Source organism: Klebsiella sp. JB_Kp042, assembly GCF_040065275.1.
Lineage (GTDB): Bacteria > Pseudomonadota > Gammaproteobacteria > Enterobacterales > Enterobacteriaceae > Klebsiella > Klebsiella quasipneumoniae.
The window spans coordinates 60,934-86,969 of sequence record NZ_JBEAJL010000009.1 but is presented as its reverse complement, the minus strand read 5'-3'; the positions used below and the strand labels follow the sequence as shown (position 1 = coordinate 86,969).

27 protein-coding genes are annotated in these 26,036 nt (G+C 58.6%); 5 read left to right on the top strand and 22 right to left on the bottom strand.

The genetic code is table 11. The features are described 5' to 3' along the window. Positions 1 to 21 precede the first annotated feature (21 nt). The 4 genes from lolE to ABLV54_RS01930 form a co-directional block, all read right to left on the bottom strand. On the bottom strand, positions 22 to 1,266 hold the full coding sequence (gene lolE / locus ABLV54_RS01945) for a lipoprotein-releasing ABC transporter permease subunit LolE (protein ID WP_023289152.1): 1,245 nt from the start codon (positions 1,264 to 1,266) through the stop codon (positions 22 to 24). Next, positions 1,266 to 1,967: a lipoprotein-releasing ABC transporter ATP-binding protein LolD gene (gene lolD, locus ABLV54_RS01940; RefSeq protein WP_032452447.1), complete on the bottom strand. Its 702-nt coding sequence runs from the start codon at positions 1,965 to 1,967 to the stop codon at positions 1,266 to 1,268. Before lolD ends, lolE begins: the two co-directional genes overlap by 1 nt. Next, positions 1,960 to 3,159, bottom strand: coding sequence for a lipoprotein-releasing ABC transporter permease subunit LolC (gene lolC / locus ABLV54_RS01935; RefSeq protein ID WP_023289151.1), 1,200 nt, complete (start codon positions 3,157 to 3,159; stop codon positions 1,960 to 1,962). Before lolC ends, lolD begins: the two co-directional genes overlap by 8 nt. Positions 3,160 to 3,292: 133 nt before the next feature. Then, positions 3,293 to 3,424, bottom strand: coding sequence for a hypothetical protein (locus ABLV54_RS01930; RefSeq protein WP_032428740.1), 132 nt, complete (start codon positions 3,422 to 3,424; stop codon positions 3,293 to 3,295). 39 nt (positions 3,425 to 3,463) lie between these two features. Between ABLV54_RS01930 and mfd the strand changes: the two genes are divergently transcribed. Together mfd and ABLV54_RS01920 are read left to right on the top strand one after the other, a co-directional pair. Further along, the gene (mfd, locus tag ABLV54_RS01925; RefSeq protein WP_248860974.1) at positions 3,464 to 6,910 is read left to right on the top strand and encodes a transcription-repair coupling factor; all 3,447 of its coding nucleotides are present in this window, start codon (positions 3,464 to 3,466) and stop codon (positions 6,908 to 6,910) included. A 164-nt stretch (positions 6,911 to 7,074) separates the two neighbouring features. Beyond that, positions 7,075 to 8,028: a L,D-transpeptidase family protein gene (locus ABLV54_RS01920; protein WP_023289149.1), complete on the top strand. Its 954-nt coding sequence runs from the start codon at positions 7,075 to 7,077 to the stop codon at positions 8,026 to 8,028. 128 nt (positions 8,029 to 8,156) lie between these two features. Here ABLV54_RS01920 and bhsA read toward each other — a convergent pair whose 3' ends face one another. Further along, the gene (gene bhsA, locus ABLV54_RS01915) at positions 8,157 to 8,414 is read right to left on the bottom strand and encodes a multiple stress resistance protein BhsA (protein WP_002900788.1); all 258 of its coding nucleotides are present in this window, start codon (positions 8,412 to 8,414) and stop codon (positions 8,157 to 8,159) included. A 133-nt stretch (positions 8,415 to 8,547) separates the two neighbouring features. Here bhsA and ABLV54_RS01910 point away from each other — a divergent pair, with 133 nt between their 5' ends. Together ABLV54_RS01910 and ABLV54_RS01905 are read left to right on the top strand one after the other, a co-directional pair. Further along, on the top strand, positions 8,548 to 8,667 hold the full coding sequence (locus ABLV54_RS01910) for a hypothetical protein (protein WP_044522093.1): 120 nt from the start codon (positions 8,548 to 8,550) through the stop codon (positions 8,665 to 8,667). Then, a complete protein-coding gene (locus ABLV54_RS01905; RefSeq protein WP_023289148.1) occupies positions 8,664 to 9,299 on the top strand; it encodes a TetR/AcrR family transcriptional regulator in 636 nt (211 codons plus the stop codon). Before ABLV54_RS01910 ends, ABLV54_RS01905 begins: the two co-directional genes overlap by 4 nt. A gap of 52 nt (positions 9,300 to 9,351) precedes the next feature. On the opposite strand, the gene ABLV54_RS01900 is transcribed toward ABLV54_RS01905, so the two are convergent. After that, positions 9,352 to 9,474, bottom strand: coding sequence for a hypothetical protein (locus tag ABLV54_RS01900; protein ID WP_004140642.1), 123 nt, complete (start codon positions 9,472 to 9,474; stop codon positions 9,352 to 9,354). A gap of 68 nt (positions 9,475 to 9,542) precedes the next feature. On the opposite strand from ABLV54_RS01900, the gene ABLV54_RS01895 reads away from it, so the two are divergent. Continuing rightward, positions 9,543 to 11,732, top strand: coding sequence for a TonB-dependent siderophore receptor (locus ABLV54_RS01895; RefSeq protein WP_048297236.1), 2,190 nt, complete (start codon positions 9,543 to 9,545; stop codon positions 11,730 to 11,732). Between the two features lie 57 nt (positions 11,733 to 11,789). Here ABLV54_RS01895 and ABLV54_RS01890 read toward each other — a convergent pair whose 3' ends face one another. From ABLV54_RS01890 to acpP, 16 genes are all read right to left on the bottom strand, one after another. Beyond that, positions 11,790 to 12,329 carry a glycine zipper 2TM domain-containing protein gene (locus ABLV54_RS01890; RefSeq protein WP_002900781.1) on the bottom strand — a complete coding sequence of 180 codons (540 nt, stop codon included), beginning with the start codon at positions 12,327 to 12,329 and terminating at the stop codon, positions 11,790 to 11,792. Positions 12,330 to 12,522: 193 nt separating this feature from the next. Further along, complete coding sequence (locus ABLV54_RS01885) at positions 12,523 to 13,827, bottom strand: NAD(P)/FAD-dependent oxidoreductase (protein ID WP_008805997.1); 1,305 nt, start codon at positions 13,825 to 13,827, stop codon at positions 12,523 to 12,525. A 245-nt stretch (positions 13,828 to 14,072) separates the two neighbouring features. After that, the gene (ycfP, locus tag ABLV54_RS01880; RefSeq protein ID WP_002900775.1) at positions 14,073 to 14,615 is read right to left on the bottom strand and encodes an alpha/beta hydrolase YcfP; all 543 of its coding nucleotides are present in this window, start codon (positions 14,613 to 14,615) and stop codon (positions 14,073 to 14,075) included. A 35-nt stretch (positions 14,616 to 14,650) separates the two neighbouring features. Beyond that, positions 14,651 to 15,661: a beta-N-acetylhexosaminidase gene (gene nagZ / locus ABLV54_RS01875; RefSeq protein ID WP_072096707.1), complete on the bottom strand. Its 1,011-nt coding sequence runs from the start codon at positions 15,659 to 15,661 to the stop codon at positions 14,651 to 14,653. Positions 15,662 to 15,684: 23 nt separating this feature from the next. Further along, positions 15,685 to 16,512 (bottom strand): thiamine kinase, encoded by an 828-nt coding sequence (gene thiK, locus ABLV54_RS01870; protein WP_050534256.1) that lies wholly within the window; start codon positions 16,510 to 16,512, stop codon positions 15,685 to 15,687. Continuing rightward, positions 16,493 to 17,131 (bottom strand): penicillin-binding protein activator LpoB, encoded by a 639-nt coding sequence (lpoB, locus tag ABLV54_RS01865; protein WP_072096711.1) that lies wholly within the window; start codon positions 17,129 to 17,131, stop codon positions 16,493 to 16,495. The genes thiK and lpoB overlap by 20 nt, the downstream gene beginning before the upstream one ends. Before the next feature lie 21 nt (positions 17,132 to 17,152). After that, entirely contained in the window at positions 17,153 to 17,527 is a 375-nt protein-coding gene (locus ABLV54_RS01860; protein ID WP_004204572.1) for a YcfL family protein, read from the bottom strand. 4 nt (positions 17,528 to 17,531) lie between these two features. Further along, positions 17,532 to 17,888 carry a purine nucleoside phosphoramidase gene (hinT, locus tag ABLV54_RS01855; protein WP_032452442.1) on the bottom strand — a complete coding sequence of 119 codons (357 nt, stop codon included), beginning with the start codon at positions 17,886 to 17,888 and terminating at the stop codon, positions 17,532 to 17,534. Between the two features lie 261 nt (positions 17,889 to 18,149). Then, positions 18,150 to 19,583 carry a PTS glucose transporter subunit IIBC gene (gene ptsG, locus ABLV54_RS01850; protein ID WP_002900680.1) on the bottom strand — a complete coding sequence of 478 codons (1,434 nt, stop codon included), beginning with the start codon at positions 19,581 to 19,583 and terminating at the stop codon, positions 18,150 to 18,152. Positions 19,584 to 19,879: 296 nt separating this feature from the next. Further along, positions 19,880 to 20,674, bottom strand: coding sequence for a metal-dependent hydrolase (locus ABLV54_RS01845; RefSeq protein ID WP_032452441.1), 795 nt, complete (start codon positions 20,672 to 20,674; stop codon positions 19,880 to 19,882). 10 nt (positions 20,675 to 20,684) lie between these two features. Beyond that, on the bottom strand, positions 20,685 to 21,689 hold the full coding sequence (gene holB / locus ABLV54_RS01840; RefSeq protein WP_050534255.1) for a DNA polymerase III subunit delta': 1,005 nt from the start codon (positions 21,687 to 21,689) through the stop codon (positions 20,685 to 20,687). Continuing rightward, positions 21,686 to 22,327, bottom strand: a complete 642-nt coding sequence (gene tmk / locus ABLV54_RS01835) for a dTMP kinase (RefSeq protein WP_023289141.1) — start codon at positions 22,325 to 22,327, stop codon at positions 21,686 to 21,688. The genes holB and tmk overlap by 4 nt, the downstream gene beginning before the upstream one ends. Next, positions 22,317 to 23,339, bottom strand: coding sequence for a cell division protein YceG (gene yceG / locus ABLV54_RS01830; RefSeq protein WP_023289140.1), 1,023 nt, complete (start codon positions 23,337 to 23,339; stop codon positions 22,317 to 22,319). The genes tmk and yceG overlap by 11 nt, the downstream gene beginning before the upstream one ends. A 1-nt stretch (position 23,340) precedes the next feature. Continuing rightward, positions 23,341 to 24,150, bottom strand: a complete 810-nt coding sequence (gene pabC, locus ABLV54_RS01825; protein WP_023289139.1) for an aminodeoxychorismate lyase — start codon at positions 24,148 to 24,150, stop codon at positions 23,341 to 23,343. Positions 24,151 to 24,275: 125 nt separating this feature from the next. Then, on the bottom strand, positions 24,276 to 25,517 hold the full coding sequence (gene fabF, locus ABLV54_RS01820) for a beta-ketoacyl-ACP synthase II (protein WP_002900666.1): 1,242 nt from the start codon (positions 25,515 to 25,517) through the stop codon (positions 24,276 to 24,278). An 89-nt stretch (positions 25,518 to 25,606) separates the two neighbouring features. Further along, positions 25,607 to 25,843, bottom strand: a complete 237-nt coding sequence (gene acpP, locus ABLV54_RS01815; protein ID WP_000103754.1) for an acyl carrier protein — start codon at positions 25,841 to 25,843, stop codon at positions 25,607 to 25,609. Positions 25,844 to 26,036 lie beyond the last annotated feature (193 nt).

Below are 26,036 nucleotides of genomic sequence, written 5' to 3'. Positions count from 1 at the left end.
CAGGCCGACGATGACGATAAATTACTGGCCACTCAGCACCCTCGCCGGGTCGATACGGCTGGCGCGGCGGGCGGGATACCAGCTGGCCAGCAAACTCAGCAACAGTGCTGTCACCAGCACATAAAAGACGTCCAGCCAGTGCAGTTCAGACGGCAGGAAGTCAATAAAATAGATGTCGCCGGAGAGGAATTTATGCCCAATCAGGTATTCGATGCCGTTGATGATTGACGTCAGATTCAACGCGCAGATCACGCCGATCACCACCCCGAACAGGCTGCCTACCGATCCGGCTAATAAACCATACCACACGAAAATCGCGCGAATTAAGCCGTCTTTTGCGCCAAGCGTGCGCAGCACCGCAATATCGCCGCTTTTGTCTTTGACCGCCATCACCAGCGTCGAGACGATGTTGAAGCAGGCCACGCCGATCACCAGTACCATCGCCAGGTACATAATGGCGCGGATCATCTGGATATCGCGATACATATAGCCGTAGGTGCCAATCCAGCTCTTGATGTAGACGTAGCTGTTGGTCACCTCGCCGGCGTCGCGCACCAGCTTGTTAGCATGGAAAACGTCGGTGACCTTGATGGCGATGCCGGTCACGCTGCCGCCCATCTCCAGGTACTGCTGCGCATCCTGCATCGGGATCATGGCAAAACTATGATCGAGCTGGCCGCTCAGCTGTAAAATACCGGTCACATGCAGCCTGACGCGTTTCGGCTGCAGCAGTTGATGGTCGGCGTCGGCGTTAGGGATCATGATCGACACCCAGTCCCCCTGCTTCACGTGCAGGGCATCGGCGACGCCTTTACCCAGAATCACCTGCTGTTCGCCGGCCTTGAAGCCGGCCCACGCGTTATTCTGCACAAAGGTGGGCAGCGCGCTGAGCCGGGTTTCCTGCTGCGGGTCGACCCCTTTCACCTGGATGGCGCGCATATTGCTGCCGCTCTCCACCAGGCCGGTGAAGTTAATATAGGGCGCCGCCGCGACAATCCCCTTCACCTTCTGCACCTTCGCCAGCGCCTCCTGCCAGTTATTCCACGGCTGGTTCACGGGTTCGATTTCACCGTGCGGCACCACCGCCAGCACGCGGTGGTTCAGCTCGCGCTCAAAGCCGTTCATCGCGCTGAGACCGACGATCAGCACCGCCACCCCCAGCGCAATACCGATGGTGGAGATCACCGAGATCAGCGACACCATGCCGCCGCGCCGCCGGCCGCGGCTGAAACGCAATGCAATTAATAACGATAACGGAGAGGCCATTACTCGGCCCCCATCAGGGTCAGATCGGCGGTCAGGCGGCCATCGCGCATCTCCAGCTGGCGGCTCATCCGCTTCGCCAGCTGCAGGTCGTGGGTCACCACCAGAAACGCGGTGCGCTGCGCGAGGTTCAGTTCGCCCAGCAGCTGGAAGATGCTGTCGGCGTTGCGGGCGTCGAGGTTACCGGTCGGCTCATCCGCCAATACCAGCCGCGGCTTGTTCACCAGCGCGCGGGCAATCGCCACCCGCTGGCGTTCGCCGCCGGAGAGCTCCGACGGACGGTGATGGCTGCGGTGTTCAAGCCCGACCGCATGCAGCATCGCTTTCGCCTGACGTTCAATGTCCGCCGGCTTCTTTTTGCCAATCAGCAGCGGCATCGCCACGTTTTCCAGCGCGCTAAAGTCCGGCAGCAGATGGTGGAACTGATAGATAAAGCCCAGCTCGCGGTTGCGCAGGTCGGCGCGCGCGGCGGTAGAGAGCTTGCTCATCGGCTGGCCGGAGAAAATCACGTCGCCAGAGGTGGGCGTATCGAGGCCGCCCAGCAGATGCAGCAGGGTACTTTTACCGGAGCCGGAGGTGCCGACGATGGCCATCATCTCGCCTTCATCAATGCTGAAGCTGACATTGTGCAGGACATCGGTTTGCACATTGCCTTCCTGATAGCGTTTGCACAGGTTGTCGCATTGCAGCAGGATCTTATTCATAACGTAAAGCCTCAGCGGGTTGAGTGGCGGCAGCGCGCCAGGAAGGGTACAACGTAGACAACAATGCCAGCGCCATCGCCACCAGGGCGATCACGACGACCTGCAGCGGCTCAATCGCCACCGGCAGCGCCGCGCCGTCAAGGAAGGCGCCGATGATCGGCATTAAATTATTCAACTGGCTGGCCAGCAGCGCGCCAAGCACGGCTCCCAGCAGCGCGCCGACGATCCCGGCGCTGGCGCCCTGCACCATAAAGACGGCCATAATCTGTCGCGGCGTCAGCCCCTGGGTCTGCAGGATCGCCACTTCGCCCTGCTTCTCCATCACCATCATCCCCAGCGAGGTAATAATATTGAAGGCCGCGACGGCGACGATCAGGCTGAGCAGCAGGCCCATCATATTTTTCTCCATACGCACCGCCTGGAACAGTTCGCCCTTGCGCTCGCGCCAGTCCTGCCACTGGGTGCCCGACGGCAGCGTCTGCTGGCTGAGGGTATCCACTTGCAGCGGTTTATCCAGCCACAGGCGCCAGCCGGTGATATTCCCCAGCGGATAGCGCATCAAACGGGAAGCATCGTCGATGTTGGTCAGCATCTGATAACCATCGACTTCGCTGTTGGCGGCGAAGGTGCCGATGACTGTAAACAGACGCTGGCTCGGCACGCGCCCCATCGGCGTAAACTGGCTGGCGGAGGGGACCATCACGCGAATTTTATCGCCGCGATTCACCCCCAGCTGGCCCGCCAGCTGCTCGCCGAGAATCACGTTATATTTGCCCGCCTGCAGATCGCTCTGTTTGACGTTCACCAGGTACGGTGTCAGGGGATCGTTCTGCGCCGGGTCGATGCCCAGCATCACGCCGACCGCCACGCTGCGCGCGCTCTGCAGCACCACGTCGCCGGTGGTGATCGGCGCCACGCGGGTGACGCCCTGGAGTTTCGCCTCGCGCTCCGGCAGCTGTTGGGGATTCACCGAACCCTGTTTGGCGCTAAGAATGGCCTGGGGCATCAGCCCCAGGATGTTGTTTTGCAGTTCGCGTTCAAAGCCGTTCATCACCGACAGGACCGTCACCAGCGCCATGACGCCGAGGGTAATACCGATGGTGGAAAGCCAGGAGACGAAACGACCGAAGCGGTCGGCTGCGCGCCCGCGCATATAGCGCAGGCCGATAAAGAGTGCGGCAGGTTGGTACATGTCATCCATCTGGTTGCTGATAGCCGATTCCCGAGTATATAAGCGATTAGGGGCAGCGTAAATGACTGATACCTGACGACTTTATTAGCAATAATCCTAAAAATCAAGCAAATACAAACGGATAGATAAGTACTTACTTATTAATCTTTACGCTTATCGACAGCGCTGACCTTTCTTCACTCAACACGCGATGGCAATTCGGGTTGGCGAATCCAGACCAATCGCGGATAATCTCACTATTGAATATCAGCGAGTTGCCCTCCATATCGGCAGAGCGAATCCCTAAGAGACCATGAAACCGTCTATGCCTGAACAATATCGATACTCATTGCCGGTGAAAGCCGGTGACCAGCGCCAGCTTGGCGAGTTGACCGGCGCAGCCTGCGCCACCCTGGTGGCGGAGATGGCCGAACGCCACAAGGGCCCGGTGGTGCTGGTGGCGCCTGACATGCAAAACGCGCTGCGTCTGAACGACGAGATCAGGCAGTTCACCGACAGCCTGGTGATGGGGCTGGCGGACTGGGAAACGCTCCCTTACGACAGCTTCTCGCCGCATCAGGACATTATCTCCTCCCGTCTTGCCACCCTTTACCAGTTACCCACTATGCAGCGCGGCGTGCTGATCGTCCCGGTCAGCACGCTGATGCAGCGCGTCTGTCCGCACAGCTTCCTTCACGGCCACGCGCTGGTGATGAAAAAGGGTCAGCGCCTGTCGCGCGATGCGCTGCGCGACCAGCTCGAGGGGGCCGGCTACCGCCATGTCGATCAGGTGATGGAGCATGGCGAATACGCCACCCGCGGCGCGCTGCTCGACCTGTTCCCGATGGGCAGCGACCAGCCCTACCGCCTCGATTTTTTTGACGATGAAATCGACAGCCTGCGCCTGTTCGACGTCGACAGCCAGCGCACGCTGGAGGAAGTGGCGGCCATTAACCTGCTGCCGGCGCACGAATTCCCCACCGACCAGACCGCCATCGAGCTGTTCCGCAGTCAGTGGCGCGACCGCTTTGAGGTGAAGCGCGACGCCGAGCATATCTATCAGCAGGTCAGTAAAGGGACGCTGCCTGCCGGTATCGAATACTGGCAGCCGCTGTTCTTCAGCGAGCCGCTGCCGCCGTTATTTAGCTATTTCCCGGCCAGCACGCTGATCGTCAACACCGGCGATCTCGAGGCCAGCGCGGAGCGTTTCCAGAATGAAGCCCGCGCCCGCTTTGAAAACCGCGGCGTCGATCCGATGCGCCCGCTCCTGCCGCCGGAACTGCTGTGGCTGCGCAGCGATGAGCTGTTCAGCGAACTGAAAAAGTGGCCGCGCGTTCAGCTGAAAACCGAGCGCCTGGCCGAAAAAGCAGCGAATACCAACCTGGGCTACCAGACGCTGCCGGACCTCGCCGTCCTGGCGCAAAACAAAGCGCCGCTGGATAATCTGCGCCGCTTCCTCGACGCGTTTGCCGGTCCGGTGATCTTCTCCGTTGAAAGCGAGGGTCGCCGGGAAGCGCTGAGCGAAATGCTGGCGCGGATCAAAATTGCGCCGAAACACCTGCTGCGCCTGGAGGAAGCCACCGGCAACGGGCGCTATCTGATGATTGGCGCCGCCGAGCACGGGTTTATCGACAGCCAGCGCGGCCTGGCGCTGATTTGCGAGAGCGACCTGCTCGGCGAGCGCGTAGCGCGCCGTCGTCAGGATTCCCGTCGCACCATTAACCCTGACACGCTAATTCGCAACCTTGCCGAACTGCATATCGGCCAGCCGGTCGTTCACCTGGAACACGGCGTGGGCCGCTATGCGGGGATGACCACCCTGGAGGCGGGCGGCATCACCGGCGAATACCTGATGCTGACCTACGCCAACGATGCCAAATTATACGTTCCGGTCTCCTCGCTGCATCTTATTAGTCGCTACGCCGGCGGAGCGGAAGAGAACGCGCCCCTGCACAAGCTGGGCGGCGATGCCTGGACCCGGGCGCGGCAAAAAGCGGCCGAGAAGGTACGCGACGTAGCGGCCGAACTGCTGGATATCTACGCCCAGCGCGCGGCGAAAGCCGGGTTTGCCTTTAAACACGACCGCGAACAGTATCAGCTGTTCTGCGACGGTTTCCCGTTTGAAACCACGCCGGATCAGGCACAGGCGATCAACGCCGTCCTCAGCGATATGTGCCAGCCGCTGGCCATGGACCGCCTGGTGTGTGGCGATGTGGGCTTCGGCAAGACCGAAGTGGCCATGCGCGCCGCCTTCCTCGCCGTGGAGAACCACAAACAGGTGGCGGTACTGGTGCCGACCACCCTGCTGGCTCAGCAGCACTATGACAACTTCCGCGATCGTTTCGCCAACTGGCCGGTACGCATCGAAATGCTCTCCCGCTTCCGCAGCGCTAAAGAGCAGGCGCAGATCCTCGAGCAGGCCGCGGAAGGCAAAATCGATATCTTGATCGGCACCCATAAGCTGCTGCAGAGCGAGGTGAAGCTGCGCGATCTGGGGCTGCTGATCGTCGACGAAGAGCACCGGTTTGGCGTGCGGCATAAAGAGCGCATCAAAGCGATGCGCGCCGATGTCGATATCCTGACCCTCACCGCCACGCCGATCCCGCGAACGCTGAACATGGCGATGAGCGGGATGCGGGATCTGTCGATCATCGCCACGCCGCCGGCGCGCCGCCTGGCGGTAAAGACCTTCGTTCGCGAATACGATGCGCTGGTCGTGCGCGAGGCGATCCTGCGTGAAACGCTGCGCGGCGGTCAGGTTTACTACTTGTTTAATGACGTCGAGAACATCCAGAAAGCCGCCGACAAGCTGGCGGAGCTGGTGCCTGAGGCGCGGATCGCCATCGGCCACGGTCAGATGCGGGAGCGCGAGCTGGAGCGGGTGATGAATGACTTCCATCACCAGCGCTTCAATGTGCTGGTGTGCACCACCATCATCGAAACCGGGATCGACATTCCCACCGCCAACACCATCATTATCGAACGCGCCGACCACTTTGGCCTCGCCCAGCTGCACCAGCTGCGCGGCCGCGTTGGCCGCTCCCATCACCAGGCCTATGCCTGGCTGCTGACGCCGCATCCGAAGGCGATGACCACCGATGCGCAAAAGCGCCTCGAAGCCATTGCCTCGCTGGAAGATCTTGGCGCCGGCTTTGCGCTGGCGACCCACGATCTGGAGATCCGCGGCGCCGGGGAGCTGCTGGGCGAAGATCAGAGCGGTCAGATGGAGACCATCGGCTTCTCCCTGTATATGGAGCTGCTGGAGAATGCGGTAGATGCCCTGAAAGCCGGGCGCGAGCCGTCGCTGGAAGATCTCACCAGCCAGCAGACGGAAGTCGAACTGCGCATGCCTTCCCTGCTGCCTGATGATTTCATCCCCGACGTCAATACTCGTCTATCGTTCTATAAGCGCATTGCCAGCGCCAAAAACGAACAGGATCTGGAGGAGATCAAAGTCGAGCTGATCGATCGTTTTGGCCGCCTGCCCGACGCCGCCCGCAATCTGCTGGATATCGCCCGTCTGCGTCAGCAAGCGCAGAAGCTGGGGATCCGTAAGCTGGAGAGCAATGAAAAAGGCGGCGTGATCGAATTTAACGAGAAAAACAACGTCAATCCGGTGTGGTTGATCGGCCTGCTGCAGAAGCAGGCGCAGCACTTCCGCCTGGACGGGCCGACGCGCCTGAAGTTCATGCAGGATCTCGAGGAGCGAAAGACGCGGATGGATTGGGTTCGCCAGTTCATGCGCCAGCTGGAAGAGAACGCCGTCGCCTGATCGCAGGGAGATACGGCCGGTACGCCGTATCTCCCTTTTCACATATCTGGCAATCTTTACAAACATTTTGCAATCCGCCTGGATTTCCCCACACAGACTCACGCCATAATCTCATCTCCTTTTTCATATAAAAATAACCAGTTATATATTTTGGAGTTATGGTAATGAGAAACCGTTTCCCCCTGGCGCTGGCGCTGGTCGCGCTGGTTGCCGCGCTGGCGCTGCCTGCGCGCGCTAACACCTGGCCCCTTCCCCCGCCGGGCAGCCGGCTGGTGGGGCAGAATCAGTTCCATGTGGTACAGGATAACGGCGGTTCGCTGGAGGCGATTGCCAAAAAGTACAATGTCGGCTTTCTGGCCCTGCTGCAGGCCAATCCCGGGGTAGACCCCTATGTTCCGCGCGCCGGCAGCGTGCTGACTATCCCCCTGCAAACGCTGCTGCCCGATGCGCCGCGCGAAGGGCTGGTGATCAACCTTGCCGAACTGCGCCTCTACTATTACCCGCCGGGCAAGAATGAAGTGACCGTCTACCCGATCGGCATCGGCCAACTGGGCGGAACCACCATCACACCGACGATGGTCACCACCGTGTCCGACAAGCGGGCTAATCCGACCTGGACGCCAACCGCTAACATTCGCGCGCGCTACAAAGCGATGGGGATTGAGCTGCCGGCGGTGGTGCCTGCCGGTCCTGACAACCCGATGGGCCATCACGCTATCCGCCTTGCCGCCTATGGCGGAGTCTATCTCCTGCACGGCACCAATGCCGATTTCGGCATCGGCATGCGCGTCAGCTCCGGCTGTATTCGTCTGCGCGACAACGATATCAAGGCGCTGTACAACGCGATCTCGCCGGGCACGAAGGTGAATATTATCAACACGCCGATTAAGGCGTCGGTGGAGCCGGACGGCCGCCGTCTGGTCGAAATCCACCAGCCGCTGTCTGAGCATATCGATGACGACCCGCAGACGCTGCCTATTACGCTTAACGCGGCCATGAAGGCGTTCAAACAGGCGCCGCAGACCGACGGTACGGTAATGGAGCGCGCGATGAATTACCGCTCGGGCATGCCCATTGACGTTACCCGTCATGCCGACCCTGGTCCGCAGTCGCTGTAACCTCACGCTGCAGAAAACAAAAAACCCGCCTGACGGCGGGTTTTTTGTTGGCAAGGGTCAAACAGGGGTACAACAGGGTCTTACTCATCGCTGACCGGTGAAGGGGGCCGGGCAGCGACGCATCGGGTTTACTTGTAGATAACCGCGGTACCGTGAAGAGTATTCGGGCCGGTTACCGAAGTAATACGGTATGAGGTGGCGCCCATTTCATCCGCTTTCTGCGCCAGCTGGTCTTCCAGCGACCCCAGGTTAGTCCCTGCGGACGCAGAGATGGTGCCCACTTTATGCTGGCCGGCTGGGGTGGACTGCACCTCAACAGCGGCAAAGCTGGCGAAAGAGAGGGAGCTAAGCACGGCGGCAATAGCCAGAGTATTAACGGTTTTCATGATTATTATACCTATGCAGATGAATTTTATAGTAGGGTCGTAAGCATTAACTTAACGATCGATAGGTAAATAATAATGTGATCTAAGTCACACGTCAACGCATTTTTATAACGATCGTTTAACTATTTATAAAATGCTTAATTTTCATACGCATATGAATTATTTATTTTTGAACCAACAGCGCTGGCCCCGGCGATCGTTTATTTTTATAATGGCCATTCACCAAACCAACATAGGTACAACGGCATCATGACAACTGACGTTCAAAGTTGCGCCAAAAAAAGCCGTGGCCGACCGAAGGTGTTCGACAGGGATGCGGCGCTGGACAAAGCCATGACACTCTTCTGGCAGCACGGCTATGAGGCGACCTCGCTCGCCGATCTGGTCGAGGCGACAGGAGCAAAAGCCCCCACCCTGTATGCGGAATTTGTGAATAAAGAAGGACTGTTCCGCGCAGTATTGGATCGTTACATTTCGCGCTTTGCCGCGAAGCACGAAGCCGTGCTGTTTGCTGAGGGAAAAACCGTCGATCGGGCGTTGCGCGACTACTTCACCGCGGTCGCCACCTGCTTTACCAGCAAAGAGACGCCGGCCGGCTGCTTTATCATCAATACCTCCGCCGCGCTGGCCGCCTCCTCGACGGATATCGCCAACACCATCAAATCCCGCCATGCGATGCAGGAGCAGGCGCTAACCCAGTTTCTACAGCAGCGGCAAGCGCAGGGCGAACTGCCCGCGGGCCGCGACGTGGCGCAGCTCGCGCAGTTTCTCAACTGTGTCCTGCAGGGGATGTCCATCAGCGCACGGGAAGGCGCCGATTTCGACAAACTGATGCAAATCACTGACACCACTCTCCGTCTCTGGCCGCTGGTCCTCGAGTCCTGATGCGCCCCGCTTCCGGCGGTATTCTGCCGCCGGAACCGCCCGCCGTTTCGCTTTACCCCCACAAAATAGATTGATTTTTATTACCTTTTCTCGCGCAAGATAAACGCAAATGATATTGATTGCGATATTCATTATGTGCAAAATCCTTTTTTGAGTTTTTCCAGATGTTTCGCATTGTAACGAATACCGGCCGACGCCGGCCCATAACAACGACAAAGCAACTTGCTCATAAAAGGAATGGATATGAAAAAGCGCCTCTGGGTGCTCCACCCTCTGCTGCTGGCCAGCGCGCTGCCTGCGCTGGCGGCTCAGTCTGATGAAGACAGCATCATCGTTAGCGCGAACCGCACCCACCGCACCGTGGCCGAGATGGCCCAAACCACCTGGGTCATTGAGGGCCAGGAGATTGAGCAGCAGGTCCAGGGCGGGAAAGAGTTCAAAGACGTGCTGGCGCAGCTGATCCCGGGCATCGATGTCAGCAGCCAGGGGCGCACCAATTACGGGATGAACATGCGCGGGCGCGCCATCGTCGTGCTGATTGACGGCGTCCGGCTCAACTCCTCACGCACCGACAGTCGCCAGCTCGACGCCATCGATCCGTTCAACATCGAACATATCGAAGTGATCTCCGGGGCGACCTCACTGTACGGCGGCGGCAGTACCGGCGGACTTATCAACATCGTCACCAAAAAAGGGCAGCAGGATCGGCAGGTCGATCTTGAGGTGGGCAGCAAGAGCGGGTTTGCCAACAGCAACGATCATGATGAGCGCGTCGCGGCGGCCGTCAGCGGCGGGACAGACCACGCGTCCGGGCGTTTATCGGTAGCCTATCAGCGTTTCGGCGGCTGGTACGATGGCAACAACGATGCGCTGCTCCTCGATAACACCCAAACGGGGCTCCAGCACTCCGACCGTCTGGACGTCATGGGAACGGGGACGATCGAGATCGACGACAACCGCCAGCTGCAGCTGGTCACCCAGTATTATAAAAGCCAGGGCGATGATGACTATGGCCTGTGGCTCGGAAAGAATATGTCCGCGGTGACCAGCGGCGGCAAAGCGTACACCACCGATGGGCTCAATTCCGATCGTATCCCCGGCACCGAGCGCCATCTGATCAGCCTCCAGTACTCCGATGCCGACTTCTTCGGTCAGAATCTGGTGAGCCAGGTGTACTATCGCGATGAATCCCTCACCTTCTATCCGTTCCCGACGCTCAGCAAAGGCCAGGTCAGCAGTTTCTCCTCGTCGCAGCAGGATACCGATCAGTATGGGGCAAAGCTGACCCTGAACAGTCAGCCGCTGGCGGGCTGGGATCTCACCTGGGGTCTCGACGCCGATCATGAGACCTTCAATGCCAATCAGATGTTCTTCGATCTGCAACAATCGCTGGCTTCCGGTGGGCTGCACAACGAATCGATCTATACCACCGGCCGCTACCCAGGATACAGCATCTCCAACGTCGCGCCGTTCCTGCAGTCAAGCTACGATCTGAACGATATCTTTACCATTAGCGGCGGGGTTCGCTACCAGTGGACCGAAAACCGGGTTGACGACTTTGTCGGCTACGCCCAGCAACAGGATATCGCCAACGGCAAAGCGCGCTCCGCCGACGCCATCAAAGGCGGCAAAACCGATTATGACAACTTCCTGTTTAACGCCGGGATCGTCGCCCATCTGACCGAGCGTCAACAGACCTGGTTTAACTTCTCGCAGGGCGTTGAGCTGCCGGATCCGGGTAAATACTATGGCATCGGGAAATACGGCGCCGCGGTCAATGGTCATCTGCCGCTGCTCTCCAGCGTCAACGTCGATGACTCGCCGCTGCAGGGGATCAAAGTTAACTCGTATGAGCTGGGCTGGCGCTACACCGGCGATAACCTGCGCACCCAGCTGGCGGCGTATTACTCGACTTCGGATAAGACCATCGTGGTCAACCGTACCGACATGACCATCGATGTTCAGTCCGACAAGCGGCGTATTTACGGCGTTGAGGGAGCGGTCGATTACTTTATTCCGGACAGCGACTGGAGCGTCGGCGGCAACTTCAACGTGCTGAAATCACAGGTGCAGACCGATGGCCGCTGGCAAAAATGGGACGTCACCCTCGCCTCGCCGTCCAAAGCCACCGCCTGGGTAGGCTGGGCGCCGGATCCGTGGAGCCTGCGCGTGCAGAGCCAGCAGGTGTTTGACCTCAGCGACGCCGCCGGCAACAAGCTGGAAGGCTATAATACCGTCGATTTTATCGGCAGTTACGCGCTGCCGGTGGGGAAACTGACCTTCAGTATCGAAAACCTGCTTAACGAAGATTATGTCACCATCTGGGGCCAGCGCGCGCCGCTGCTCTACAGCCCAACCTACGGCAGCTCGTCGCTGTATGAATATAAAGGCCGTGGCCGTACCTTCGGTCTGAATTACGCGTTAACTTTCTGACAAAAAAAGCCCCTCAGCCTGAGCGATTGAGGGGCTAATCATTACACAAATCTGTTTTTAGATTTTGTTGTTCAGGACCAGCTGGCCGTTGTTGTCCAGCGGGATCTGGCTGCCAGGATCGTGATCCATACGGATTTTCCCCTGCTGATCGCCTATCTTATAGGTCACATCGTAGCCCAGCATTTTGTCGGATTTGTCATACACCGTTTTGCAGCGCTGCTGCGTGGTGGTGTAGGTGTCGTTATCCTGCATCGCGCCCTGGATCTGGTTACCGGCATAGCCGCCGCCCAGCGCGCCCACTACCGTCGCCACGCTGCGTCCGTGACCGCCGCCGAACTGGTGGCCAATCACCCCGCCCGCCACCGCGCCCAGCACGGAACCGGCGATGCGGTTTTCATCCTGTACCGGACGACGATGGGTCACGGTGACATTGCGGCATTCCTGGCGCGGCGTTTTCACGGTTTCTTTAATCGGTGTACTGGAGACCACTTGCGCATACTGCGGGCCGCGATCTAACACGTTGAGACCAGCGACAGCTGCAACGCCCAGCGCGGCAGCCACGCCTATCCCTATACCCGCCAACATAGATTTATTCACGGGAGATCCTCCTTTGTTGCTGTTGATACAATTTTGCAACCGGACCCGGGAAGGCGCAAATCAGATAGCGGATGAAAAGTGCGAGAATTCGCTGCAAATCAAAGGGATTCAGAGGATTCCGAGCGAGATCCCCGCCGGTTCAGCAGAAGAGCCCGGAGGCGCCGCCAGGGCGCGCTCCGGGTCGCGATAGCGATTAGTGCAGCTTGAGACGCGGGCGAATGATGCGGTTGATGCGACCAACCAGCATCATCAGGCCGGTTTTGAAATAGCCGTGCAGGGCGATCTGGTGCATACGGTACAGGGAGATGTACACGAAGCGCGCAATGCGCCCTTCCACCATCATCGAGCCGCGCATCAGGTTGCCCATCAGGCTGCCGACGGTGGAGTAATTGGACAGCGACACCAGCGAGCCATGGTCTTTATAGGTATACGCCTTCAGCGGTTTGCCTTTCATCTGCGCGAGGATGTTATTCAGCGCGCAGGTGGCCATCTGGTGCGCCGCCTGAGCACGCGGTGGCACAAACCCGCCTTCCGGACGGGCGCAGGAGGCGCAATCGCCGATGGCGAAAATATCCGCGTCGCGGGTGGTCTGCAGCGTCGGCTCAACCACCAGCTGATTGATACGGTTGGTTTCCAGGCCGCCGATCTCTTTCATGAAATCTGGCGCTTTGATCCCGGCCGCCCAGACCATCAGATCCGCTTCAATATATTCGCCATCTTTGGTGTGCAGGCCGCCCGCATCGGCGCTGGTGACCATGGTCTGCGTCAGCACCCGTACGCCCAGCTTGGTCAGCTCATTGTGCGCCGCGCCGGAAATGCGCGGCGGCAGCGCAGGCAGAATGCGTTCGCCCGCTTCGACCAGCGTGACGTTCAGCGCTTCGTTGGTCAGCCCTTTGTAACCGTAGCTGTGCAGCTGTTTCACGGCATTATGCAACTCAGCGGAGAGTTCCACGCCGGTGGCGCCGCCACCGACGATGGCAATGTTCACTTTACCGTTAGCGCCAAGGTTCGCGGAGTACTTAAGGAACAGGTTGAGCATCTCCTGATGGAAACGACGCGCCTGATGCGGGTTGTCGAGGAAAATGCAGTTCTCTTTCACCCCAGGGGTGTTAAAGTCATTCGAGGTACTGCCCAGCGCCATTACCAGCGTGTCGTACGGCAGTTTACGCTCAGCCACCAGCAGCTCGCCTTTTTCATTGCGCAGCTCGCCGAGGGTGATGGTCTTCCCTTCGCGATTGATATCGACCACCGACCCCAGCTGGAACTGGAAGCCGTGGTTGCGGGCATGGGCCAGATAGCTCAGCGCATCAACGCCTTCATCCAGAGAACCGGTGGCCACTTCGTGCAGCAGCGGCTTCCACAGATGGCTGTGGTTACGGTCCACCAGGGTGATTTTCGCTTTCTTATGGCGCCCTAACTTTTTCCCCAGCTGAGTTGCCAGTTCCAGTCCGCCTGCGCCGCCACCCACAATTACGATTTTTTTCAATGGCGTAGTCATGTGTACCCCTAAAATTATTAACCAATTGTTAAATAACAGTTATTAAAATAGCCTTTATTTAACAACAAGTTACGTCAATGAAACCATTCAGCACTGTCGAGAATACCATGAACGGTGCATTGGTCATACCAAAATTGATGTGCATCAAGTTTTGTCGCGTATTTTTTCAGCGAAACCAATAAGTGTAGACATGAAAAAACCCGCGCGGTGAACCCGGCGCGGGTTTGGAGACAGGGGAAAAAGGCTTAACCGAGGGTTTTAAACGCTTTCAGCCGCTGCAGGTGCGGCGAGATGTTTTTAAACTTATGGGTCTGCTCTTCATCCCAGATAATTTCATAATAGTGGTGCAGAAGGTCGGCGGAACGCTGGCTGTCCAGCGCTTCGTCCTGCCGGGAAAGCACCACCAGGCAGCGATCGCGGTTCTTCTCGCGAAAGTTGGTCACGCACTTGGTGGCGATGTCAGCATACTCTTCCGGTCGGTCGATTTTGCCTTCCATATTCTCATGCGGAAACAGGTTCGGATTGAACACCGCCTGACGAATATCGCACAGGAAACCAATCCGCTCAGCCCAGTAACCGCCGAGTCCAACGCCGCAGATCAGCGGCCGGTCATCGGCGGTAAGCTGCAGCATTTTATCGACCTCTTTCAGCAAATGCTGCATGTCGTGCTTGGGGTGGCGCGTGCTGTAGCTTATCAACCGCACGTCAGGGTCAATAAACTGCAACTGCATCACCTTCTCGTGGTTACCGGGGCTGTTCGAGTCAAAACCGTGTAAATAGATAATCATTGCATCCTCACCAGACAACAACGCCCCGCAGAGCGTTACGCGGACTTCGCCTCTTGCCAGCGCGCATGAAGCTGCTCCAGCTGGGCACTCACCGTTTTCCAACGGGCTGAATCCCTTAACTCCTGACGGGAAAAGGAACCTTTATGATACAATTTCGTAACACGCTCTGCTTTGATCGGCGACAGGTTATCCAGCACACTGACCGCGCCCTTACGATTATTGCAGACCAGTATCATATCGCAACCGGCGTCGAGCGATGCCTGGCCGCGTTCGGCATAGCTACCCATGATCGCCGCCCCTTCCATCGACAGATCGTCGGAGAAAATCACCCCGTTGAAGCCCAGCTCGCCGCGCAGCACCGTCTTCAGCCAGTACGCTGAACCGCTGGCCGGACGCGGATCGAGCTCCGGATAAATCACATGCGCCGGCATAATGGCATCCAGACGCTGCTCGGCGATAAGGCTTTTGAATATCGCCATATCGTGGTCGCGGATGACCGATGCCGGACGCGGATCGAACGGGGTCTCTTTGTGCGAATCGGCAGTCACCGCCCCGTGTCCCGGGAAGTGTTTGCCGGTGGTTTTCATGCCCGCAGCGTGCATGCCGTCAATGAAGTGACGCGCCATCGTCAGCGCTTTCTGCGGATCTTCATGATAAGAACGTTCGCCGATCGCGGCGCTGATATGGCCGACGTCCAGCACCGGCGCAAAGCTAATATCGATGTCCATGGCGATCATTTCGCTGGCCATCAGCCAGCCGGCCTCGGCGGCCAGTTTGCCCCCCTCTTCCATCCCCAGCAGCGCGGCGAAAGACTGGGCCGCCGGTAAACGGGTAAAGCCTTCGCGGAAACGCTGAACGCGTCCCCCTTCCTGATCGACCGCCACCACCAGATGGTTACGGGAGGCTTCGCGGATCTGGCGCACCAGCTCCCGCAGCTGCGCCGGATCGTGATAATTTCGGGTGAAGAGGATCAACCCTCCCACCAGCGGATGCGCCAGAATCTCTCGCTCTTCCGCATCCAGTTCATACCCTTCAACATCCAACATCACTGGGCCCACACTGACCTCTCTTATCCTTTGCGTTCGTTGTCTAACTGACACCATGTTTCATCTGCCAGCGTGATAAATTGCCGATCCCCGCTCTGCCGCCAGCGCATTTCATACCAGCCCGCCATCAGCAGCAGTACCCACGGACGCCAGCGCGCCACCTGCCGCCATAGCTGCTGCGGGTCGATGGCCGCCCGCCGGGCATACGCCGTCACCAGCTGGCGGCGCTCGCCCGGGGCGATCCATACGGCGGCCAGCTCCAGCGCGATATCGCCATCGCCGGCATATTCCCAGTCGATCAGCTTCAGACCGGCGTCGCTGTGGATAATATTGCCGGCATGGACGTCCATATGCAGCGGCGCCAGGCGCAGAGGACGAGGCTCGCCCCGGCGGCACAGCCGCTGATGCCAGCGTAGCCAGCGCGGCGTGCGCCGGGCCGGATCGCTCCTCTGCCAGTACTGCGCCAGCAGCGGCCCGAGACTCACACGCCAGCCGAACCGCGGTTGCTGATGCAAATCATACAATAAGGCAGACAGCTGCGGGCAGTCAGGTAACTCGCTTTTCACCTCACCCGCGCAATACTCCACCACCATCCAGCAGGGCGAGTAAAACAGGGGGTTGGGCGCCAGCCTGGCAGGCAGCCGGCGCAGCGCGCGATACTGACGGCGAAAATAACAGGCAGCGGCAGACGGGTCGTGCGGCTGACGCAGCACTCGTCGCCGGTCGCCGTCGCTGATAATCACACTGCCGCCGCTGAGGCCGGTCTGGCTCAGCGAGGCGACAGGATGATAGTGGGGAAAGAAGCGCGACAAGAGCTCGTCGCGCGTTAGCTTATTGTTGCTGAACAGCACCTTTACCTGACCAGATAATCTCGCCGGTTTGCACCAGCATCAACTGCATCTTCAGCTCAGGCGCGTTGACGTTGCCGGTGGCATTGGAGTAAAGCACATACTGCGCGCCCACATTGCGGGCGATGCCCATGGCTTTGCTGCGGCTGCCGAGGCTGTCCTGCGGCGACAGGCCCAGCTGCTGCTTGGCGACCGCCAGCTGCTGCGGTGAAACAAGGGTAAATTTGCCGTTGCCCGCCAGCGCGTTGCGTAACGCGGTGGTAGCTTCTCCGGCATTCAGCGAACCGTTGGTGCGGTTGTTCACGCTGTCAACCAGCAGAATACTGCCGGCATTGACCCCGCCCGCCTGCAGCATCTGTCCCACCATCGGCTGCACCGCGCCGTTCCAGTCATAATGACGCACGCGCGGCGCCGGCTGACCCGACTGCTGATCCTGATGCTCAATCGGTCCTGGCTGCGACGGGACGGATGGCACCGCCGGTACCGTCGGCACCGTGGGCTGCGGCTGCGCAGGCTGCTGCGGCTGCGGTTTGGCCTCTTCTACCGGCGCGGGCTGCTCACGCAGCCCCGCACAGCCTGCGAGGAATATCGCCAGTGCTGTGATTAACGCATAGCGACACATTTTCATCATTATAATTACCCCTTACAGATAAAGATAAAGGCGGGCCTTATGCGCCCCCAGGATATTGGCGCTGCCATACAACGTCACCGAGGAGCGAGCCGGAACCACGATGGTGCGCGGCGCCTCCAGAGGGTGCATCTCCAGCCCTCGGGCGTCATACCAGAAAAAACGATAATGCACGGTGACCGGCTGTTGGCGCTCGTTATACAGCGTAGAGGAGGCGGTGGCCTGGATCTCCGTCGCCACGACGACAGGCTCGCTGGCGCTGATCCCGGCGGCCAGCACGCTCGACTCCATCACCAGCGCCTGCTGGTCAGAAACCGGGATCTCCGGATGTGAACTACATCCGGCCAGCAGTCCCGCCGCCAGACACGCGCCCAAAAGGGTCCTGAGCATGACGTTAACCTTTGTGCGCCAGCATCGGACCCAGCGGACGACCGCCCAGCAGATGCATATGGATATGGTAAACTTCCTGGCCGCCGTGACGGTTGCAGTTGACGATCAACCGGTAGCCATCGTCGGCGAGGCCTTCATCGCGGGCAATCTTCGCCGCGACGGTCATCATCCGGCCCAGGGCCAGTTCATGTTCAGTGGTAACGTCATTTACGGTAGGAATCAGAACGTTCGGGACAATCAGAATGTGGGTGGGCGCCTGCGGGGAGATGTCGCGAAAAGCGGTCACAAGCTCATCCTGATAAACCATATCCGACGGGATCTCCCGGCGAATGATTTTGCTGAAAATCGTTTCTTCTGCCATGACTGATTCCTTATTAGTTTTATCCCGTACGCTGGCCTGCTTCTGCAGATAAACGCGGACGCACAGGTTACGGTAAGAGTATGAGCGACATCCTCCCTCTCTTTCAACCTGAAAGCTCTTTTTCTTATTCAACTATAGACTTAGCTGCTGAGGGAATAAGCATTTGGCGGACAGTTTGCGGGGTTATCGCCTCTGGAAGGCCGATCTGGTGACGTAAAAAAGGCAGCCAGTTGGCTGCCTTAGTCTCCCCGATACTACGTCTTAACTGTTACGGATGTACTCATCCATTTCAGTTTTCAGGTTATCGGACTTGGTACCGAAGATGGCCTGTACGCCAGAACCTGCCACTACCACGCCAGCGGCGCCCAGTTTTTTCAGGCCAGCCTGGTCAACTTTCGCTACATCCGCCACGCTAACACGCAGACGAGTAATACATGCGTCGAGGTTGGTGATGTTCTCTTTACCGCCGAAAGCGGCGACCAGAGCCGGAGCCATCTCGCTGGTTGCGCCAGCTTTGCTCTCTTCGGTGGTATCTTCACGACCCGGGGTTTTCAGATCCAGGGCTTTAATCAGCACGCGGAAAATGACGTAGTACACGATCGCATAGCAGATACCGACGATCGGGAACAGCCACAGCTTGCTGCTGTTACCGGACAGCACGATAAAGTCGATCAGGCCGTGAGAGAACGAGGTACCGTCACGCATACCCAGCAGGATACAGATCGGGAACGCCAGACCCGCCAGGATGGCATGGATAACGTACAGGATCGGCGCCACGAACATGAACGAGAACTCGATCGGCTCGGTGATACCGGTCAGGAACGAGGTCAGCGCGGCGGAGATCATGATACCGCCCACTTTGGCGCGGTTTTCCGGTTTAGCAGAGTGCCAAATCGCGATAGCCGCTGCCGGCAGACCGTACATTTTGAACAGGAAGCCGCCAGACAGTTTGCCCGCAGTCGGGTCGCCTGCCATGTAGCGCGGGATATCGCCGTGGAATACCTGACCCGCCGCGTTGGTGTATTCGCCGATCTGCATCTGGAAAGGAACGTTCCAGATGTGGTGCAGACCAAACGGCACCAGGCAACGCTCGATGAAACCGTAGATACCAAACGCCACCACCGGGTTCTGATAAGCAGCCCACTGGGAGAAGGTCTGGATCGCGGAACCGATCGGCGGCCAAATGAAGGAGAGGATCACGCCGGTGAAGATAGCGGCCAGACCAGAGATAATCGGTACAAAGCGCTTGCCCGCAAAGAAGCCGAGATATTCTGGCAGCTTGATGCGATAGAAGCGGTTGAACATGTACGCGGCGATAGCACCGGAGATAATACCGCCAAGCACGCCGGTATCAGCCAGGTGTTTTGCCGCAATCTCGTCAGCAGGTAAATGCAGCACCAGCGGCGCAACCACCGCCATGGTTTTCACCATGATGCCGTAAGCTACGACTGCAGCCAGTGCGGATACACCGTCGTTATTGGTGAAGCCGAGGGCCACACCGATAGCGAAGATCAGCGGCATGTTGGCGAAAACAGAACCGCCTGCTTCTGCCATGACGTGGGAGACCACGGCTGGCAGCCAGCTGAAGTTTGCGGAACCGACGCCCAGCAGGATACCTGCGATAGGCAGTACGGATACCGGCAGCATCAGCGATTTACCGACCTTCTGCAGGTTAGCAAATGCATTCTTAAACATAATTGAGAGTGCTCCTGAGTATTTGGTACTTTTTTACGTTTTCACGCATTGGCCCGGGGGGAGAACCGCGCCGTGGACAGGACATCTAAGCGCCCTTTATTTATTACACAGAGTAAAATAATTAACGGGATGATTGTTTGACGGCTATCACGTTTCAATCAGCCTTCCGGTAAAAATTTACATCAGCTTACATAAGTTGTATCCAGATGTTGCCAAAAAACCTTCACCGCCACTTTTGTGGCGGTGAACTTTACTCGCTTTGGCTATTAATTACGAGCCTTAAAATAATAAGCAGATCAAGCAGGTTGCAAGCGGGCGGGGTCAATGTGGAACAGCGTGGCAAAATTGTCGGTGGTCTGCTGAGCCAGTTGCTCCAGCGACACACCCTTCAGTACCGCCATGTATTCAGCAACGTCACGAACCATCGCCGGCTGGTTCTCTTTGCCGCGATGGGGTACCGGCGCCAGGTACGGCGAATCGGTCTCCACCAGCAGACGATCCAGCGGAACATAGCGCGCCGCATCGCGCAGTTGCTCGGCGTTACGGAAAGTGACGATACCGGAAAACGAGATATAGAACCCCATGTCGAGCAGCTTACCCGCCGTCTCCCTGTCCTCAGTGAAACAGTGTAGTACGCCTCCGCAATCCGTCACCTTTTCTTCACGTAAAATGGCCAGGGTATCGGCGCGAGCGTCACGGGTATGCACGATCACTGGCTTATTCAGCTCCCGGCCGATGCGGATATGGTCACGGAATGAGGTTTGCTGCTGGGCTTTGGTCTCCGGGGTATAAAAATAATCCAGCCCGGTCTCTCCCATCGCGACGACGCCCTCTTCCGCCGCCAGCGTGCGCAGCGTCTCCACCTCGTAGGGCTCGTCCTGGTTTAACGGGTGCACGCCACAGGAGAAAACGACATTGTCACGCCTCCCTACCAGCTCGCGCATACTGCGGTAGCCAGGCAGCGTCGTGGCGACCGCCAGGCAAAATTTCACATCGCGCGCGGCCGCTTTTGCCAGCACGTCATCGACGTTTTTGTGCAGAGTTTGATAATCCAGACCATCAAGATGGCAGTGGGAGTCGACTAAAAACATAATGTCTCACTCAGAGGTGGGAGACGGGTAAAACCGTCCCGGGTTGCAGGTAATGTTCCCAGCGCAGCAGGCGCTCGGTGAGCAGCAGTTCGCGGTTGACGCCGACGACGTTCAGCAATTGCTCGCGGCAGGTACAGACGTCATGGGCAATCGCCTGCAGCCGGGAGGCGGGCAGACTATGCGCCAACTGCTCCAGCAGCGGACAGACATCCGGATTACTCACCAGGGCAATTCCCTGCTGTCGTTTTTGCGCATCGACCAGCAGCGATGCCAGCCAGTGCAGGCGAACCGCCGCCTGTTCATGATTGAGTATTGGCAGCAGCGCCAGCCAGTCACCGCTCGCCAGCGTGGTCGCCAGCGCCTGACACAGCTGCTGTCGCGCCGTCCACTGCGGCTCCTTAAGCAGCTCAAGCGCGGCGGCCGGCGCGCTGGCGCACAGACGTAACGCGGTCAGCAGCGCCTCCTGCGGCAGGTTCACCTCTCGCTCCAGCCAGGCCAGGGCATAAGATTCCGTCGGCGGCGACAGGTGGTGCAGGCGGCAGCGACTGCGCAGAGTGGTCAGCAGACGCGCCGGCTCCTCGCAAGCGAGGAAGAACCAGGTATTTTCCGGCGGCTCCTCCAGCGTTTTCAGCAACGCGTTGGCGGCGGCATCGGTCAGCAAGGCGGCATCGCTAATCCATACCACCTTCGCCCCACCGAGGCGCGCGCGCTCATAGAGCTTGTCGTTGACATCGCGCACCGCGTCAATACCCAGCGCGCTCTTGCCTTTCTCGGGGCTCAGCGGGTAGTAATCGGGGTGCGTACCGGCCTGCATCAGCTGGCAACTGTGGCAGTGACCGCAGCTTTTATGCCCTTCGGGCTGGCGGCACATCAGGAAGCGGCACAGCGCATACATCAACGCCTCGCCGCCCATCCCGCTCAGGGATTGTAACAGTAAGGCGTGGTGGCCTCGTCCGGCCTGATAGCTACCGACCAGTTGCTCGAACGAGGGGCGCAGCCACGGATACCATTTCATGCCGGTTGCTCCGCCATCCACTGGACGATCGTGGCGCGAATATCGCGCGCGACGGCATCCAGCGGCTGCGTCGCGTCCACCGTGCGGATAGAAGGATCCGCCGCGGCCAGCTCAAGGTAGCGCGCGCGGGTACGATTGAAGAAGTTCATGGACTCCTGCTCAATGCGATCCAGTTCGCCGCGGGCGCGGGCGCGCCGCAGGCCCACTTCCGGCGTGACGTCGAGGTACAGCGTCAAATTGGGGCGAAAATCGCCGAGAACGGCGTCACGCAGCGTCGCCAGCATCGTGCGGTCAATCCCCCTGCCGCCACCCTGATAGGCCTGAGTGGAGAGATCGTGACGATCGCCGATCACCCACTGGCCGCGAGCCAGAGCAGGCTTAATCACGGTCTCCACAAGCTGGACGCGCGCCGCGTAAAACATCAGCACTTCCGCTTTATCGTTAATCACTTCATCGCCCGTGGACTGGATATCCAGCACCAGGCTACGCAGTTTTTCGGCAAGGATTGTGCCCCCCGGCTCACGGGTAAACACCATATCGTGAATACCTGCCGACTGCAGCGTCTCCACCACCAGTTGACGTGCGGTGGTCTTCCCGGCGCCCTCCAGCCCCTCGATGACGATATAGTTACTGCGCATTTTTTTCCTTAAGTACTTTCAGATAGTCCTGCACCGCGCGGTTATGGCTGACCAGGTTTGTGGTAAACGTATGGCCCCCTTTCCCGTCGGCGACAAAATAGAGGTATGGCGTTTTCGCCGGATGGGCGGCCGCCTTCAGCGACGCTTCGCCCGGCACCGCAATAGGGCCTGGCGGCAGGCCGCTGATGGTATAGGTATTGTACGCGGTCGGCGTCTCCAGATCCTTACGCGTTAACTTACCATTATACCCTTCTCCCATCCCGTAGATCACCGTTGGATCAGTCTGTAAACGCATGCCGATGCGCAGGCGGTTGATAAACACCGACGCGACGCGATCGCGCTCTTCCGCCACCGCGGTCTCTTTCTCAATAATCGAGGCCATGGTCAACAGCTGATTCTGATCGTCATAGGGCAGATTATCCATCCGTCCTTCCCAGACCTTCGCCACTTCGGTGACCATTTTCTGATGCGCGCGCTTGAGGATGGCGATGTCGCTGGTATTGGCGGTGTACATCCAGGTATCCGGCCAGAACCAACCTTCCACCCAGTCGGCGTGGTCAAGACCTAAAGCCTTAGCCACCGTCGCGTAGCTATCGTCTTCAAGCGTGTGCTTCACGTAGGGGGCATCGCGCAGCTGACGAAGGTAGTCGCTGACGCGCATGCCTTCGACAAAGCGCAGCGGAAACTGCGCCTCTTTGCCGCTGGCCAGCAGCTGCAGCATTTCGCGTACCGTCATTTGCGGCGTGAAACGATAGGTCCCGGCCTTGAAGTGAGACAGCTCAGGCTCCATCCGCAGCAGCCACTGGAACACGCGCGGACGATTGATCACCTTCTCGCGATAGAGATCCTGCCCCAGCGCCAGCCGGCCGGTGCCGGCTTCGAGGGTAAAGATGGTCTCTTCTTTAATCAGCAGCTTGCTGTCCGCCAGCTGGCGTACCTTCCACATTCCTGCCGCCGCGGCGATGCCCAACAGCACGACCAGCAACAGGATAAAACGTAACATTTTCTTCATACTAACCAGACAGCTCACACAAAGGGGCTAAAAAATGGTAAAGCTCGCGAGAGGACCAGACGGTCTCCTCCCAGCGACGAACCGGCACCAGCGGCATAAGCGCATTGCAGATCAGCACTTCATCGGCCTCCCGCAACGTCTCGGGACGCGCTGTCACTTCGACAACGCGAAACGTCGATGGTGCCAGCTGCGCGATACAACGCTGCCGCATTATGCCGTTGACCCCGGCATAATCGAGTCGCGGAGTAAAGACATCCCGTCCCTGACGCCAGAATAAATTCGCGGCACAGCATTCCGTAAGCCACCCGTCACTGTCAAGGACCAGCGCCTCATCGGCGTCCGTCTGTTCAAGATGAGAGCGGATCAGCACCTGCTCCAGACGGTTAAGATGCTTCAGACCGGCCAGCCAGGGGTTGCGCCCCAGGGTCACCGGGCTCCGGGTCAGGGTAATGCCCTCCTCCCGCCAGCGCGCGTAGTGCGCCGGAAGCGAAGAGACGCTCAGAATGCGGGTGGGCGACGCGCAGCCCGCCGTGCTGTATCCCCTCCCCCCGACGCCGCGGGTGAGGACCACCTTAAGCACACCCTGGGCGTGCGGCCGAGCCAGACGCTGCATCTCGTCGCTCAACGTCAGCCAGTCGTCAAATGGGATGCGTAACTTTTCGCAGGTCGTCTGCAAACGCTGCAGATGGGCGTCCAGTAACGCAACCTGCCCGTGCTGTATACGGGCGGTGGTAAAACAACCGTCGCCAAACTGGACGGCGCGATCGTTCGCCGCCAGCGTGTCCTGTTCAACGCCATTTATCAAGAACATAAAGGACTCCTTTTCACAGGTCGGTGAGTGTCTCAGGACACGGAGCAGAGGACAAGCGGAGAAAGCCGAATAAAAAAGGCCCGACGAACGGGCCTTTTGTTAAAGCAGTACCGGGGCAAGCCCTGTCACACTTTTTTGAAGATCAGCGAACCGTTAGTGCCGCCGAAGCCGAAGGAGTTGCACAGGGTGTACTCCATACCGGAAACCTGACGCGCTTCGTGCGGAACGAAGTCGAGGTCGCAGCCCTCATCCGGGTTGTCGAGGTTGATCGTCGGCGGAACCGCCTGATCGCGCAGCGCCAGGATAGAGTAAATCGACTCTACCGCCCCTGCCGCGCCCAGCAGATGCCCGGTCATGGATTTGGTGGAGCTCACCAGTACGCGGCTCGCCGCATCGCCGAAGACAGACTTAACCGCCTGCGCTTCCGCTTTATCGCCAGCCGGCGTCGAGGTGCCGTGAGCATTGACGTAGCCGATCTGGCCCGGTTCGATGCCCGCATCGCGAATGGCATTCACCATCGCCAGCGCGGCGCCCGCGCCATCTTCCGGCGGTGACGTCATGTGGTAAGCATCGCTGCTCATGCCGAAGCCGACGATCTCGGCGTAGATTTTCGCGCCGCGTTTTTTCGCATGCTCGTACTCTTCCAGCACCACCATGCCCGCGCCGTCGCCCAGCACGAAGCCGTCGCGATCTTTATCCCACGGACGGCTTGCCGCCTGCGGGTTGTCATTGCGCGTGGAGAGCGCCCGCGCTGCGCCAAAGCCGCCCACGCCAAGCGGGGTACTGGCTTTTTCCGCACCGCCTGCCACCATCGCATCGGCATCGCCATAGGCGATGATGCGCGCAGCCTGACCGATGTTGTGCACGCCTGAAGTACAGGCGGTCGCGATGGAGATACTTGGTCCACGCAGACCAAACATGATGGTCAGATGCCCGGCCACCATGTTAACAATTGTGGAGGGAACGAAGAATGGGCTGATCTTACGCGGTCCACCGTTGACCAGCGAACTGTGGTTTTCTTCGATCAAGCCGAGGCCGCCAATACCGGAGCCGATCGCGGCGCCAATACGGGTAGCATTCTCTTCCGTCACTTCAAGGCCAGAATCCTGCATGGCCTGAACGCCAGCGACAATTCCATATTGAATGAAGGCATCCATCTTGCGCTGCTCTTTGCGCGAGATGATGTCATCACAGTTAAAATCCTTTACTAAGCCAGCAAATTTCGTTGCATAGGCGCTAGTATCGAAATGGTCGATCAGGCTGATGCCACTCTGACCGGCAAGGAGAGCTTTCCAGGTAGACTCTACGGTATTGCCGACAGGAGACAACATGCCCAGTCCGGTCACAACTACACGACGCTTAGACACGTTTGTCCTCCAGGGAGGGAAAATAGATTCTTGTGGGACAAAAAAAAGATAAAACTCAGGCGGTCGAATGACCGCCTGGAGATGTTCACTTACGCCTGGTGGCCGTTGATGTAATCAATGGCAGCCTGAACGGTGGTGATTTTCTCAGCTTCTTCGTCCGGAATCTCAGTATCAAACTCTTCTTCCAGAGCCATTACCAGCTCAACGGTGTCAAGAGAATCAGCGCCCAGGTCTTCAACGAAGGAAGCATTGTTGGTAACTTCTTCCTGCTTAACGCCCAGCTGCTCGCCGATAATTTTCTTAACGCGTTCTTCGATAGTGCTCATACTCTTAAATTTCCTATCAAAACTCGCTTTCGCGATGGTTTTCGTAGTGTATAAAATGTTGAAAAATTTGCAACTAAATCCCGGCAGGTCTTACCACGATTTTGCGCTATTTTGAGGCCGTTTGCCCTAAGAACGCAAATCTTTTCGCACAAAACCGCACACAGAACCGTGCGAAGTGCGCGGTTCCTGAACG